The organism is Caballeronia arationis (assembly GCF_001544975.2).
GTDB classification, from domain to species: Bacteria; Pseudomonadota; Gammaproteobacteria; order Burkholderiales; family Burkholderiaceae; genus Caballeronia; species Caballeronia arationis.
In genome coordinates this window covers 1-15113 of sequence record NZ_FCOG02000134.1, presented here as the reverse complement: position 1 = coordinate 15113, position 15113 = coordinate 1, and the positions used below count along the sequence as shown (strand labels likewise).

Here is a 15113-nt window from a genome sequence, read left to right as displayed (position 1 = left end):
TGCACGCCAGGCCCTCAACGTCGTGTAGCGCGCTGGGAGCACGAAGATGTTCTTGATGAGATGCAGGCACGACTCGATCATGCGCCCGAGATGATGCGCATCCGGCGACAGACTGTCGAGCACCCGTTCGGCACGATCAAGGCATGGATGGGCGCCACTCATTTCCTGACACGAACCATCGAGCGGGTGAGCACAGAGATGAGCTTGCACGTGCTGGCATACAACATAAAGCGGGTGATCAAACTACTCGGTTCCGAAGCGGTTATGAAAGCGATGCGGGCGTGAAGCCCATAGGGGTTGTTAAGCCTTCGCGATGAGTGCGGCTGTGATTTGACATTCGGTTTGCTGCAATCGACAAGCGGCGCCCGGCGCCGAGGCTGGTTTCGGCAATTCCCAGTGTCTACGCGTTTTGACACGGTCTGGGCCAGGAGGCGCCATTCATCAAGCGCCCAGGGTGGCCATTCGTAGGCCCGCTCCACCCCAGCAAGCGGCCGTCCGATCGACACGTCGACGGTTGCTTTAGGCAACCGGGTAATTCGATCTTACCGCCACCTCGCTGCTTTTGACTGGCCTCGGCGAACTCGAACTGGCGATCGAACGTCGGAAACCGTCGACAGGCGTCAGATGGTTCCGTCTCACCGACCGCTGTTTAGCTCCGGCAAGCGCCTCTAGCCCTCCTTCAGCAACAAGCCTTATCAGCACGTTGCCGTGCGGGCTCGGCCGGGCGGTGCGCCTTCATTTCCGCGCTTTCCAGGGAGTCCAGTCGATTTTGTTCTTTCGAGTCTAGCTAACTTGCGCTCCCTGGGCCGACGGAGCAGACAACGGGAATCGATTTGCATTTTCAAATGTAGGAGGAATGTAAAATGCAGCCAGTCCCTTATCAAGGTACGGAGCAGGAGCCCTGCAATGATTGTTCGCATAGCGCAGTATTCAGGCAAAAGGCGCCTTTTGCTGGGTGTCGCCTCTATCGCCGTCGTGCTTCTCGCGCAGCAGGCACTGACAATGGTCGCTCATGGGCGGCTGACCTTTCTTCTCATTGGCGCCTCGCTTCCACTCGTCACATTGTTATTCGGCGCATTGTCAGGAGCCTTGCTTCTCGGGTGCGGTGTTGCATTCGGCTCGCTATGGATGGAGCCTATTGGCAAGCTCCCGGTGAATGGACGTGAAGACCAGATTGTCCTTTTTGCCTTTCTGGTCGTCGGCGGGTTACTGGTTGCCGCTGGACATCAATTGGCGAAGGTCGCGAGACGCGCAGGAAAGGCGGAAGCTTCTGCTCACGATGCAGCCGCGCGCCTGCTCCGAGTAGAGCGCGACGCACGGCACCGTTTTGATGTGGCGTTGAACAGCGCTGGGGTGTCGTTCTTCATCTTGACGCCAGTCGTGCGCGACGGCAAGGTCGCCGAACTTCGATGGGACTACCTCAACGAGGCGGCCGCGCAGCTATTTAGTCAACCCGCGGCGGTCGTGATCGGGAGTTCGACTTCCTATCTACGTCCGGCAGGATGGGACGCTGATGTCCTATTCGACCGCCTGGCGCCGCTCGCTAGTGGGGGAGGCCGTGACGCCTTTGACGTGCGCGTCGAAGGAGACAACGGTGAACGTTGGTTTCATGTGGTCGCTGCCTCGCTGGAAGATTCGATAGTCGCGTGGTTTGGCGATATCACGCCGCGCGTGCGGGCAGAACAGGCGCTATCGAATGCCGACCGCCGCAAAGATGAGTTTCTCGCCACACTCGCACATGAACTGCGCAATCCGCTTGCGCCGATTAGACAAGTTGCAGAGATACTCGAACAAGCCGGCGTCACAGACGAACGCAGGCGTTGGTGCATTAACGTGCTGCGTCGCCAATCCGCCGCCATGGCGCTCCTATTGGACGACCTGCTCGATGTTTCACGCATCACGCGCGGCGCCCTGACATTGCGCAAGGGGGCCGTGGCCCTCCGTGACGTGGTCGATGACGCCGTCGAGATAGCAAGGCCAATACTGGAAGGCAAGGGCCACGAGTTGGTCCTCGATCTTCCGGCACGACGGGTGCATATCGACGTCGATCGGCTCCGACTGGCGCAGGTGCTGGCCAACCTATTGACGAACGCAGCGAAGTACACGCCACCGGGCGGGCACATTGGACTAAGCGCGAGAGCCGATGAACCGGAAATCGTACTTTCCATCACTGACAACGGGATCGGGATCGAACCCGACACGTTATCGGCCATCTTTTCGATGTTCTCGCAAGTTAATCGAGACCACCACCGCCAGGGCGGCCTGGGCATCGGCCTTGCCCTGTCGAAGTCGCTCATCGAGTTGCACGGTGGTCGGATTACCGCGTCAAGCGCCGGAAAAGATAAAGGAAGTTGCTTCGCGATCCATCTTCCGACGCACTGCAAGGTATTGCCATCACCGATGGTGACACGAGAGACTCCCGCGGCTTCCTGGACGACCAGGAAGCACCGGATCTTGGTTGTTGACGACAATGTCGATGCGGCCGACGCATTGACGGCGCTGCTCGAACTGGAGGGGCACGAGGTGCGCACGGTCTACTCGGGCGAGGAAGCCGTCGACATACTCAGCCACTACGGCCCCGAGGTAATCCTGCTCGACCTAGGCTTGCCTGGCATGAGCGGAATTGACGTCGCTCGCCGGATTCGCGAAACGCCGTCGACGAAGGATGTCACCGTCATCGCCATAACCGGGTGGGGGCAGCCTCAGGACCGGGCGCGTACCGCTCAGGCCGGATTCGACTTCCACTTCACGAAGCCCGTCGACGTGGTGCTGCTTAACGAGGCGATAGGCAGCGCATTTGCCGCCGCATAGGTCAAGCGGCGGGCACGCAGCGGCAAGTGCCACCCGGCGGCCGTGATTTGCTGCCTGACCGACAGGGAGACAGATAGCGAAGCGGCGTAGTCGTGCATTCACGATGATGAAGTGGGCCGCGTTGCCGCGAAGCCAACGTTCGACAGGCAGGTGGAGGAACCGTGGAGTTCATGTCGGACCCCGGCGCATTGGCGGTGCGCGGATCGGAGCGCTGCGCGCGAGGATGTCGATGACAATCATCGGTGAGCCGCAGTGCCTGCAAGATGAAGCGGGCGGGCTTGCGGTGCTCACGTCACATATACGCTGTCCCGATTGGCGGATGGGACGCTGGATGTCGGGCTGGTCGCGCTGCCTCAACCCACCGTGGCAGGACTCGTGATAAAGCCTTGGCGCTGTGACCCCGTGATGGCCTTCGTGCCAGCGCACTGGCGGTGCCCTGCCTATGTAACGCCTAATGGCTCGCCGCTCAGCGACGAACGGGCTCGAATCGGCCCACCATACAGGCTCTAGTCGGCCAGGTACAGACGTTGAACTAAGCTCTGTCGCGGGCATCCGAACGACTTCGATCTGGCTGCGGACGCTCCAAGTCCATGCATCGAGTCATTCTCCTCGTGAGGGCCGTTATTCGAAAAATTCCTCATCCACCTTTTTGAGGCGGACGGTCTCCTCAACTCGGCAGCCGACGTTGTACCGAATCATCAGACGGGCCAGTTGGCGACCGTCAACGAGAACGATACGTTTGCTCAGGAGCTCTGCTGTTTGGCGGGCTGAGGGGGAGAAGGCGGAGGTGGTCACAAAGAGGCCCTTAGCTGCTTTGAAGCGATCCAGTGATCCAAAGAAGTCGCGAATGGCGCCAGAACCGACATTGTTGCCGTCGGCATAGCGTTTAGCCTGCACGTAGATGCGGTCGAGGCCCAACGCATCCTGGTCGATTACGCCGTCAACCCCGCCGTCGCCGCTCTTGCCCAGCGCACGGCCCGCATTGGCCGCCGTGCCACCGTAGCCCATGGCGATGAGCAACTGGACGACGAGGCGCTCGAAAAACTCTGCGGGAGCCGCTATCACACGACTAAGTAAATCCTGCCCCAGTTCGTCTTCCAGCTGGCCGTGGGCTTTTCGGATCACTTCGTCAGGCGTCATACCGGTGGTCTCCACCACCTCGACTGCGGCCGGACCGTCGCCGGGTCTGTCATTTCTGCGACTAGCGTCCCGGAACAAGACGAACTCGGGAAACTGCTCCAGAAAATGAATGTCGATGCGTTCCGGCGCGTTCACCAACACTTTGCGCCCCCGGTTGCTGATGCAGAAGTGCGCGCGCTTGGTCAAATCGACCAAAGCCGCTTTGCCTAAATAGCTCTTCGCCCAGTGGACGCGGTTGGCGAAGGTGGTCTGTTTGCCGGACGGCAGCAGTTCTGAGCGCTCTTCTTCCGTCAGCTGGAACTCGTTTGCCAGCAGCTCCACCACGTCCGAAATTTTGACTTCTCCCGCCTCAGCGGTACGTAGGACGGGCAGCATCAGTGTTTGGAAATCGGGAATGGCCATCGCGGTAGGTGATTATATTGACGGCGAGGAGGAGCGTCCGACGGTAAAAGGACGCAGATTATCCACCCGATGACTATTCGTCAAAAGCAGATTATCGATTTATTCTACACAGGGTAATGCCAGCGATTGGGGGCGGACTCGGAGAACCGATCGCCGACGATCCGCGAACTTCCCGGGTGGGCCACGAAGCACCGCTCATCTGCAGCGACCCTTGCCCTTCAGACGGCCCGCTCGGCGCTGTGAGCGGTCGCCCAACGTCGATACTTCGTTTCAGACCGTCGCCTTGTGAGCACCGACTGCGCGAGCCCATCTTAGACGTTCTATACAAATGACGTTCGATATACAGTAAAAGGACGTGCGACATAAGAAATCGGTCGCTAATACAGATGGTCTATTTCCGTCGGCGATGCGAATTGCGCATAAGATGAGTCGATGCCGTCGATTAAAACCGATGGCGCATCAGTTGTATCTGTTGCAGGAGGAGCTATGCATACGCTCGAGCACCTTCCGGTGCCGACGCACAAGCCGGCGGCTGTTGTCATCGATTGTCGTGACACGCCGCGCTTCCGTGTTCTTTGCGCCATGCTGTGTGCCTTGAGCGTACATGGTACAAGTGCGCTTGCGGTCGGGCCGATGCCGAACGGGGGGCAGTTCGTCGCCGGCGCGGGCACTATTTCCTCGAACGGCACCAGGCTCACCATCACACAGAGCACGCCGCGCGCGATCATCGACTGGCGCTTCTTCTCGATCGGCAATGGAAACAGCGTGAGCGTGAACAATGGCACCGGTGCGACGCTGAGCCGCGTGACTGGTACCGCTCGCTCGGTGATAGACGGCAAGCTTAGTTCTACGGGCAGCTTCTACCTGCTCAACCCGCAAGGCGTGCTCATCGGCGCGAATGGTGTCGTGACTATGGGCGGCCGTTTCGTCGCGTCAACGCTTGATGTGGGCAACGACGCGTTTATGAGCGGCGGCCCGCTGACGCTCACCGGCTCCAGCGACGGCGTAGTGGTGAACCTCGGCAAGATCAGTTCGAGCGGCGGGGATGTATTCCTCATTTCGAGAAAGCTGACCGCGAACGGCGGTTCGATCCTCGCTCCGAACGGAACCGTAGAACTGGCCACCGGCGCGCAAGTCTTGTTGAAGGATTCGGCGAGCGGCCCACAAGTGTTCGTAGAAGCAGGATCGCAAGGCGACGTCGTCAACAACGGTACGATTCGTGCCGCGCAGATCGACCTCGAAGCGGCGGATGGCAACGTGTTTGCGCTCGCGGGCAAGCGAGGCGAACTGCGCGCAACGGGCACCGCCATGCGCGACGGCCACGTATGGCTGGTCGCCGAGAGCGGCGCGGTGCACCAGCAAGCTCTTGTTGTTGCTACGAACGCAGACGGAAGCGGCGGCACGGTTGATACAAACGCGAATGCACTGCAACTGGATGACGCTCGGGTAAGCGCGGCACAGTGGAACGTGAGAACGCCCGAGTTCAACGCGGATCGACACAACGCGCAGACGCTCTCGGCGAATCTGACGAACGGCACGTCGGTGACCGTGGACGCGACCGGTGCCAACGGCTCAAGCGGCGACATCAACATGCTCTCGACCCTGCGCTGGCGGGGTGATGCGTCGCTTACTCTGAACGCGAGCCGCTCGGTGACGCTTAGCCCCGTGACGACGATCGCGAACAAGGGCGCGGGCCGACTTACACTACGCGCGGACGCGATCGGCACCGACAACGGGGGCAGCATTACTAATCGCGGGACGATTGATTGGTCGAAAAGCACAGGCGTAGTATCCGCTCTCTATGACATGAATGGCACCTACGCGCCGGGCACTATTAGAAGCAATGCGACGTGGCTCGCCGCGCCCTACAGCGGCCTCAAAACTCAGGTGACCGCCTACCAGCTTGTGAACTCCATGGAGGATCTGAGCAAAGTGTCGCTAGACCTGTCGGGCATTTATGCGCTTGAGAGAGATTTGGACGCAAGTAGCCCAAGTACACCGTTCGAGCCGATAGGGTTACTAAGCCAAACGGGATTTGCGGGGCAATTTGACGGATTTGGGCACGCGATCAAAAACTTGGGTATTTCGCAATACCTCGAAGATGGGCTACCTAACGGACTTTTTGCAACGATTGGACAACTAGGGATTGTCCGCAATTTGCAGGTGTTGGACGCTTCCGTGGCCAGCCTATCCGGGCCGGTGGGAATCTTGACAGGTCGCTCGGACGGCCTGATCAGCTACGCATTCACAAGTGGTAGCGCCAGTGGGAGCAGCTTTTTTGGAAATACTGCTGGCGGACTCGTCGGGATTAACACCGGCATCATTTTAAGGTCTGGAAGCAGTGCATCAGCCGGCAGTAACAACATAATCGGAGGGTTGGCTGGGATCAATAGTGGGACGATTATTCAGTCATACGCCACGGGCTATGTTGGCGATGGATCGCGGTCTGCGGCAGGTGGGCTCGTCGGCGCCAACTCAGGACTGATTCGGCAATCGTATTCGGCCGGTCAGGTTGCCGCATTGGCATCTAATGGTGGCTTGGTCGAAAGTAATGAGGGCACGATACAAGAGTCTTTTGCCGCGGCACTTTTCAATACCTATATGCCCCCAATTCCCGGCGGAATAGCCTCGGTCAACACTGGCCGCATTGCAAACGACGTTTACTGGGACACGCAAAAGATCGGACAAACAATGGGGGTCATAACGGGCACCGCCGTGCCGAATGAGAATGGATTGACCACTGCACAAATGAGCATGAAAGCCAACTTCGCGCCGACTTGGAACTTTGGCGAGCATGGAACGTGGGTGATCCCTTCGGGCTATGACCATCCCATATTGCAATGGCAGTTGGCGAATTGATGACCCGACGTCGCAGCCCATGCCTAGGTCAGAAACTTGACGCACCCCTCAATGCGTGCGAGACGAAGGACCGCTTGAACTCCCCGCGTGGTTGGACTTAGCCGACGTTTCTGTTGTACAGGTCCAGGACAGATCCTGCGCGTTGATCCGTCCTTCCTAGTACTCGAACGACTGCGGGCCGACGATGAGGACTGTGGTTCGGCCGCACCATCCTGCGCGCCGTTACCGCCAACTCGAGAGACCGTTGCACCTTGATATCCGTCACTCAATGTGCGCGGGTTTGAGGGGCGGCTCAGGGTCGCAAAGCGACATCCGCGCGGATTCTTGTCAGGCGATGCCCTGCGTACGTATCATCATCAGTTTAGTTCGCATGTCTGATAGGTTTTATCATCGGGATGCGGATTGCGGGGTAAGATCGGCCAATTTGGATTTACCAGAGAGGGTAGTGGCCCGTGGCGCAGGGGGAAGACGGATTTGCCAGCCGGGTAGTTGCGCAATCCACGCTGGAGCTGGACGCGGCGGTCACGTGCTGGCGTCAAGCGAGTGACGAGCCTTCGCATTTGTCGTCCGGCACAGCGGCGCCATTACCGATGCTGCCTAGCCGTATTGAAATCGAGGTGCTCGCCGCGTTGGCGCGGACCTATGGCCGGGCGATCTTCGATGACCAGCGGTTTTTGCCGGTGGTCGATTGCGTGGCGGAATGCGGTGCCGTGGTCCTGGTGCAGTGCGTGTTGTAGGGCGAGCGGCGCGAGGACGTCTGGCCGGCGTCCCGGCTGCGCGAGGCGCGCGTGCCTTTGAGATACTGTGCAAAACCTGGCCCGAGGTGTTCATGGCGCCTGCGCATGTTGAGCTTGAGGGGTTCCGAAGGCAGCCACCGAAGTCGCCAATCGCATCAGACGGCGAGGAGGGCCGGGAGGACTGACCCGACTCCACCCCCGGAAAAGCTCACCGTCGAGCACGGTTATACGGCCAAGGATTTCACGGCGTTGCGCGCCCGATGTGCAGCGCATTCCGCCTGCAGTGATCGCGCGCGCACATTCAACGCCGGTCACCATTGTCGGCCAGCGAAAGAATGGCCTCAAGGGAGCCGCCGCGCAACAAACGCACCTGCCATCGACACTCTTTCCTGGACTATTCAGAAGCCGCGGCGATTTGTCTAAAGCGGTAAAGCGAAGTTCATATTCGGTATCAAGATCAGCACGAGCGAACGTCGGCTTCCTCATCCGAACCCGTCCTCATCCGCTCGCGCTGCGGTAGAAGCACACCGTGCCAGCCATGCTTCCGCCGTCGACTTTTCGAGCAGCGGCAATGCCTGATTGAAGTACTGCAATCCGCCCCACAGCGCAACGTCGCCGATCACAAAGAAGCGGTGTTGCGCGCGGGTCAGCGCCACGTTGAGCAAATTCGGCTTCGACGCCGCCCAATTCGCGGCGCCCTGGCTATCGATGTCCGCGCCGAGCACAAGGATCACGACCTTTTCTTCCTTGCCCTGAAACGTGTGGACGGTACCGATTCGGTCCCTGCACCATTTCCACCATGTCTTTCTGACAGGCCCGCGGTCGCCAATCCGGACTCGCCAGTCCACCTCCTGCAATCGATGCCGCAGTTCGTTTTTGACCGCTTTGAACGGCGAAATGACGTAGAGGCCGGGCAAGGTACCGTTATTCGCATATAGTGATGTCACCACAGCGATCACGACCTCGATCTGCCGATCCACAACCTGTTTGAACTTGGTCTTGCCGGGCACATTAATCCACGCGCTTTTGCCGAGGTTCAGCCCGCCTTCGGGCGGCTCGCGCGACTCCAAGCCGAACACCATCTTGCCGTGATACGCGATCCGGTTGGCGATTGAGAACATCGGATAAGCGCAGCGCCGATGCACGCGCAGAGGACTGCCGACCCACAATGCCTTGTCGGCATCGACTGGCACCAGAGTGCCGTACGGGTTCGCGTCGTCGGCGAGGCGCTGAACCGACGTGCGAGCTGGTGAGTATTGTCCGCGCGCGGTATGCGGAGAGTGGAGCGCAAGCGTATTGAGGAGCCGCGTCGGAACCGTAAAGACCGGCTCGATCTGCAACGGATCGCCGACCACCATCGCGCGCCGCGCGCGCCACAATGCACCCACGGCGGCTTGCGGAACGGCCTGCCCCGCCTCATCGATGAAGAGCCAGCCGATCGACCTCGCGCCCATATGGCAGAACTGGCTCGCGAACGACGCAAAGGTCGTCGATACGAGCGGCACAATCATGAAGAGGCTCTGCCAGATCAGCGCGACATGCTTCGGGTTGACGGGCCAGGCTCCGCTCAGTAATTTGCGGATCGCAAACAAGTTGACGGCGAAGCCTATTCCGCGTTCTTTCGCGACCTCGGCGAGCCACGCCTCATGCAGCGTCAGCCCCGCTGCGAAAAGCTTCGAGCGCAAGCGGGCAAACGCTTCGTCTTGCCACATGCCCTCTTTCTGGACTTCGTCGGTTTCCAATGCGTCGAGCGACGCGGGTAACACGATGCTGGGGAAACGCTCCTGAAACGCCGCGAGTGCCGCGCACTTGTCGCCCCATATCGCATGTGCTTCGCGCAGCGCGGCATGCGCGCGATCAAGTTGCGGGCCGGCTCGATGCACATCGTCCGCGCGCTCATTCGCCCGCGTTTGGAGCTGAGCCAGTTCACTTCGAATCTCGCGTTGTGCGTGAGCGTTGGCCGCGACGTCGGTCGCGTGTTGTCGTGCGGCGGCCGTACCAAACAACCTTTTGAAAAATCCCGGTGCTGTGCGATCGATCAGTCGCTCGTCTTCGCGCAGTTCGGCGAGCCGTGCTTCGTGGGCGTGCACGTCGGCGTTGGCCGTATCCAGCATGCGCGTCGCGTCACCAACAAGCGCTTCGGCAGCGGCGGCGTCCGCCAGCTGTCGGTGCAGGAACACGCTCTCGCTCGTCGCGGACAGTTCCGCGTGCAAATCCGCATAGCTCGCGCGTTCATCGAGCGCCGCGCGGACCGCGGCATCGGCGTCGAGGAACGCGCGTTTGGCGGCATCGAAGCTGATACCGTCATAGCGTGCGATCCAGTCACGAATGTGGCGTGGCTCATCGGTAGCATCGCGCATCGCATCGGGCGAGTCGTCGAAGTAAAAGCGTTGCACGAAGCGACGGCGATTCTGTTTGCGCCCGAGCACGCACGAGATGAGGCCCCAGGGCATATCGCCCGGCTCGAGTAGCGCCATGCCGCCTTCGTCAGTCTGCGCGGCGACCTTGTGCGCAACGGGCTGCAAGTAACGCGTCTCGAGCCATGCGTCGCCGAGCTGCCTGCGCCTTGGGAGGTCGTTCGAAATGTTCTCGACCGCCGCGTTGTTCGATGAAGCCACCACCATCTCGAACCCGGTCAATTCCCGGCGCAACGTGCGGATAGTCGCGCTCCTATCCGCGAACTGCACTGGCGTGCCCGTGCTGTCGAAGGCGTCTGCTGCATCCGACAAAGCGGCCAACACTCGCGCGCGCTGGACGATGTTTTCGCAGATCACGTCGCGCAGCAGCGTCGTCTTACCGGTGCCCGGCGGCCCGTTAACAGAAAAGAGGCCTTCGTCCCTGAGCAATTTGAGCGCCGAATTGATCGCAAACTGTTGCATTAGGCTCATCTTGCGCGACGCGTCTTCGAGCCAGTGTCCGACGTTGAAACGACGGGGATGCAATGTGGCGAGGATTGCTTCGCGGCCGCGCGCTGTGTACAGATCGACGCGCCGCGCCTTGTCGAGCGGCGTCAGATAGGCGCGCAGCGTGGCGGGCACGTCGCCGGCGCGCACGGCGTCCATGCAGCGCTCGATGTCCTCGATGTAGAAGCTGTTGAGAATGTCGATCTTAAGCCCTACATCGTCGGCGCCTTCGTCGTCGTCCGTCTCGTCCGCTGCTTCGGAAGATGCATGCGCGGCGGCGCTCGCCGGTGCGACCATCCTGGAGTCGGCTTCTTTGCGCTTCTTGGCAGCACGCGTCAGCACCTGGAGCAGCGCGACGGGCAATTCGGCGGATGGCTCGTAACCGGCCCAATCAACGAACAGTCGGAGCAACGCCTGGATTTCATCCGCGCTCAATGGCACGAGCAGATTGTCACCGGTATGCCCGACGCGTTGCCGCATGCGCGTCTGCTGAAAATTGAACAACGTATCGTTGAGCTGCTTGCGGGCCGCGTCGAACGCATCTGCGCTGAGTGCGGACAGCCCGTCCCGTTCGGCTTGCCCCAGCGCCCACGGCGCGGTCGAAACCGACACTCCCTCGAAGCTCGGCTGTCCGTGCGCGTCGAGCATAATGCGGGCAAGACAGGAGCGTCCGTCCAGTTCGGTTCGCTCGGCTTCGTCGAATGCATCGACATCGGGCGGTGCGGGCAAGCGTTGCGCGAAGCCGGCGATCGCGCTCATCTCAAACACGCCGAGAAAGAGCCTAAAGCCGCTGACAACTCGGTCTTGTGGAACATCCATCTGCCACAGGGGGCACGCGCGCGGCGACAAATCCTCCGAGCGAATCCATTTCAGGCTCCATTCGTCCGGCGTGTCGAGCACCTGCTTAAGGTCGAAGGGAATGAAGAATTCGACCTTGTGCCAGTAGTCGAGGATGTCAAGAAGCCGTTGTGCGGAATCGCTCATTCGTGCCTTCGACAGGAGATTGAAAACCCAGCGCGATCATAGCCCAAGCATATACGCGGGGTGTCTTGATTTTCGAGTTCAAGGCAGACAAAGCCTGCCGCGGAAGGTCGTCAAATGCATCTTACAATGGCTTTCGAACAACCGATCGCCGACGGGCCGCGAACTTCCCGGGCGCGGCCACGACCATCGCTCATTTGCATCGACGGATGGACGTTCACACGGGCGCTCCGCGCTGTGAGCGGTCGGCCAACGTCGATACCTGATTTCAGAGTGCCGGCCATGGAGCACCCATCGCGCGAGCCCAAATGAGATGTTCGCTCTAAAGAATTTGCAACATAAGTAAATCGGTCGCAAACATAGATGGTCACCACGGTGACAGGATGAGCATGACTCGTCGCGGAGGGTCGGGTGTGTCTCCATGCTTTTTACCGCGTCGGCGATGCGAATAGCGCATATGATGGGTTGGCGCCGTCGGTGAAGATCGATGCGCATCAGTTGTATCTGTTGGTAGGAGAAGGTATGCATACGTTCGAGCACCTTCCGGTGCCGATGCGCAACCCGGGGGCTGTTGTCATCGATTCGCGCCACACGCCCTGTTTCCGGATGCTTTCCGCCATCCTGTGCGCCTTGAGCGTACATGGCACAAGTGCGCTTGCGGCCGGGCCGATGCCAAACGGGGGGCAGTTCGTCGCCGGCGCGGGCACAATCTCCTCGAGCGGCGCCGGACTCAACATCACGCAGAGCACGCCGCGCGCGATCATTGACTGGCGCTCCTTCTCGATCGGCAATCGAAACAGCGTGAGCGTGAACAACAGTACGGGCGCGACGCTGAGCCGCGTCACAGGTACGACTCCCTCGGTGATCGAAGGCAGGCTCAGCGCGACGGGCAGCTTTTACCTGCTCAACCCACAAGGCGTGCTCATCGGCGCGAATGGTGTCGTTACCACAGGCGGCCGTTTCGTCGCGTCAACGCTTGATGTGGGCAACGACGCGTTCATGAGCGGCGGGCCGCTGACGCTCACCGGCTCCAGCGACGGCGCAGTGGTGAACCTCGGCAAGATTAATTCGAGCGGCGGGGATGTATTCCTCATTTCGCGAAAGCTGACCGCGAACGGCGGTTCGATCCTCGCTCCGAACGGAACCGTAGAATTGGCCACCGGCGCACAGGTCTTGTTGAAGGATTCGGCGAGCGGCCTACAAGTGTTCGTGCAAGCAGGATCGCAAGGCGACGTCGTCAACAACGGTACGATTCGTGCCGCGCAGATCGACCTCGAAGCGGCGGATGGCAACGTGTTTGCGCTCGCGGGCAAGCGAGGCGAACTGCGCGCAACCGGCACCGCCACGCGCGACGGCCACGTATGGCTGGTTGCAGAGAGTGGCGCGGTGCACCAGCAAGCTCTTGTTGTCGCTACGAACGCAGACGGAAGCGGCGGCACGGTTGATACAAACGCGAATGCACTGCAACTGGATGACGCTCGGGTAAGCGCGGCACAGTGGAACGTGAGAACGCCCGAGTTCAACGCGGATCGACATAACGCGCAGACGCTCTCGACGAATCTGACAAGCGGCACGTCGGTGACCGTGGACGCGACCGGTGCCAACGGCTCAAGCGGCGACATCAACATGCTCTCGACCCTGCGCTGGCGGGGTGATGCGTCGCTTACTCTGAACGCGAGCCGCTCGGTGACGCTCAGCCCCGTAACGACGATCGCGAACAAGGGCGCGGGCCGACTTACCCTGCGCGCGGACGCGATCGGCACTGACAACGGGGGCAGCATTACTAATCGCGGGACGATTGATTGGTCGAAAAGCACAGGCGTAGTATCCGCTCTCTATGACATGAATGGCACCTACGCGCCGGGCACTATTAGAAGCAATGCGACATGGCTCGCCGCGCCCTACAGCGGCTTCAAAACTCAGGTGACCGCCTACCAGCTGGTGAACTCCATGGAGGATCTGAGCAAAGTGTCGCTAAACCTGTCGGGCATTTATGCGCTTGGGAGAGATTTGGACGCAAGTCGCCCAAGTACACCGTTCGAGCCGATAGGGTTACTAAGCCAAACGGGATTTGTGGGGCAATTTGACGGATTTGGGCACGCGATCAAAAACTTGGATATTTCGCTAAACCTCGAAGATGGGCTACCACCTACCGGACTTTTTGCAACGATTGGACAACTAGGGACTGTCCGCAACTTGGAGGTGTTGGACGCTTCCGTGGCCGACCTATACGGGCCGGTGGGAATCTTGACAGGTCGCTCGGACGGCCTGATCAGTTATGCATTCACAAGTGGTAGTAGCAACAACTTTGGAAGTGGTGCTGGCGGACTCGTCGGGATTAACACCGGCGTCATTTTAAGGTCTGGAAGCAGTGCATCAGCCGGCAGCAACGGCACAAACGGAGGGTTGGCTGGGCTCAATAGTGGGACGATTATTCAGTCATACGCCACGGGCTATGTTGGCGATGGATCGCGGTCTTCGGCAGGTGGGCTTGTCGGCGACAACTCAGGACTGATTCGGCAGTCGTATTCGGCCGGTCAGGTTGCCGCATTGCAATCTAATGGCGGCTTGGTCGACAGTAATGAGGGCACGATACAAGAGTCTTTCGCCGCGACAGTTTTCAATACCTATATGCCCCCAATACCGGGCGGAATAGCTGCGTCCAACACCGGCCGCATTGCAAACGACGTTTATTGGGACACGCAAAAGATCGGACAAACAATGGGGGTCAGAACGGGCACCGCAGTGCCGAACGAGAACGGATTGACTACTGCACAAATGAGCATGAAAGCTAGCTTTGGACCGACGTGGAGCTTTGGTAAGCATGGGACGTGGGTGATTCCTTTAGGCTATGACCATCCCATATTGCAATGGCAGCTGGCCAATTGATGGCTCGACGTTACAGTTGCCCGTGCCTAGGTCAGACTTGACGCATCCCTTAAAGCGGCTTGCGAGACGAAGAAACCTCTTGAACTCCCCGCATGGCCATAGAGGCTGCGCTTGGTAACCGCCAACACAAGAGACCGTTGCACCTTGATAGCCGCCGCTCAATGTGCGCGGGGTCGAGGGGCGGCTCAGGGTCGATTGCGGCTAATCAGGTCCGGCACTGCCCTGGATTGCTGAGCTACGGCGCCGGACGCAAATATGCATCCAGCATGACGAGGTGCATCTCGCAGATGTTTTCTCGATCGGGCTGGCGCGCGTAGTCGCGGCCGGTGAATGCGCTGATCGTGAATCGGTTCGAGGCAATGTAGTAGCCCATTCCAACGAGCGTCACGTA

At 60.0% G+C, this 15113-nt stretch carries 7 protein-coding genes and 1 pseudogene; 6 read left to right on the top strand and 2 right to left on the bottom strand.

What is annotated here, in order from left to right; genetic code table 11:
* From AWB81_RS35050 to AWB81_RS35040, 3 genes and pseudogenes are all read left to right on the top strand, one after another.
* Positions 1-285, top strand: a 285-nt coding sequence (locus AWB81_RS35050) for a transposase (protein ID WP_144444259.1), incomplete at its 5' end; no start/stop codon positions are given.
* Positions 286-906: 621 nt separating this feature from the next.
* Positions 907-2811, top strand: coding sequence for a hybrid sensor histidine kinase/response regulator (locus AWB81_RS35045; RefSeq protein ID WP_062642210.1), 1905 nt, complete (start codon positions 907-909; stop codon positions 2809-2811).
* A 300-nt stretch (positions 2812-3111) separates the two neighbouring features.
* Positions 3112-3281, top strand: a pseudogene (locus AWB81_RS35040) (LysR family transcriptional regulator); the annotation flags it as partial.
* A gap of 151 nt (positions 3282-3432) precedes the next feature.
* On the opposite strand, the gene AWB81_RS35035 reads toward AWB81_RS35040, so the two are convergent.
* On the bottom strand, positions 3433-4353 hold the full coding sequence (locus tag AWB81_RS35035) for a restriction endonuclease (protein ID WP_062642207.1): 921 nt from the start codon (positions 4351-4353) through the stop codon (positions 3433-3435).
* Positions 4354-4839: 486 nt separating this feature from the next.
* On the opposite strand from AWB81_RS35035, the gene AWB81_RS35030 reads away from it, so the two are divergent.
* On the top strand, positions 4840-7212 hold the full coding sequence (locus AWB81_RS35030) for a filamentous hemagglutinin N-terminal domain-containing protein (protein WP_235026071.1): 2373 nt from the start codon (positions 4840-4842) through the stop codon (positions 7210-7212).
* 452 nt (positions 7213-7664) lie between these two features.
* Positions 7665-7949 carry a hypothetical protein gene (locus AWB81_RS35025; RefSeq protein WP_062642206.1) on the top strand — a complete coding sequence of 95 codons (285 nt, stop codon included), beginning with the start codon at positions 7665-7667 and terminating at the stop codon, positions 7947-7949.
* Between the two features lie 482 nt (positions 7950-8431).
* Here the strand turns inward: AWB81_RS35025 and AWB81_RS35020 are convergent, their stop codons facing one another.
* Positions 8432-11836 (bottom strand): DEAD/DEAH box helicase, encoded by a 3405-nt coding sequence (locus AWB81_RS35020; protein ID WP_062642204.1) that lies wholly within the window; start codon positions 11834-11836, stop codon positions 8432-8434.
* A gap of 474 nt (positions 11837-12310) precedes the next feature.
* Between AWB81_RS35020 and AWB81_RS35015 the strand changes: the two genes are divergently transcribed.
* Positions 12311-14722 (top strand): two-partner secretion domain-containing protein, encoded by a 2412-nt coding sequence (locus tag AWB81_RS35015; protein ID WP_235026070.1) that lies wholly within the window; start codon positions 12311-12313, stop codon positions 14720-14722.
* The last annotated feature ends 391 nt before the right edge of the window (positions 14723-15113 follow it).

Coding starts and splice junctions, on each gene's coding strand:
- AWB81_RS35035 (WP_062642207.1), bottom strand. CDS start 4,353: ATGGCCATTCCCGATTTCCAAACACTGATGCTGCCCGTCCTACGTACC.
- AWB81_RS35030 (WP_235026071.1), top strand. CDS start 4,840: ATGCATACGCTCGAGCACCTTCCGGTGCCGACGCACAAGCCGGCGGCT.
- AWB81_RS35045 (WP_062642210.1), top strand. CDS start 907: ATGATTGTTCGCATAGCGCAGTATTCAGGCAAAAGGCGCCTTTTGCTG.
- AWB81_RS35020 (WP_062642204.1), bottom strand. CDS start 11,836: ATGAGCGATTCCGCACAACGGCTTCTTGACATCCTCGACTACTGGCAC.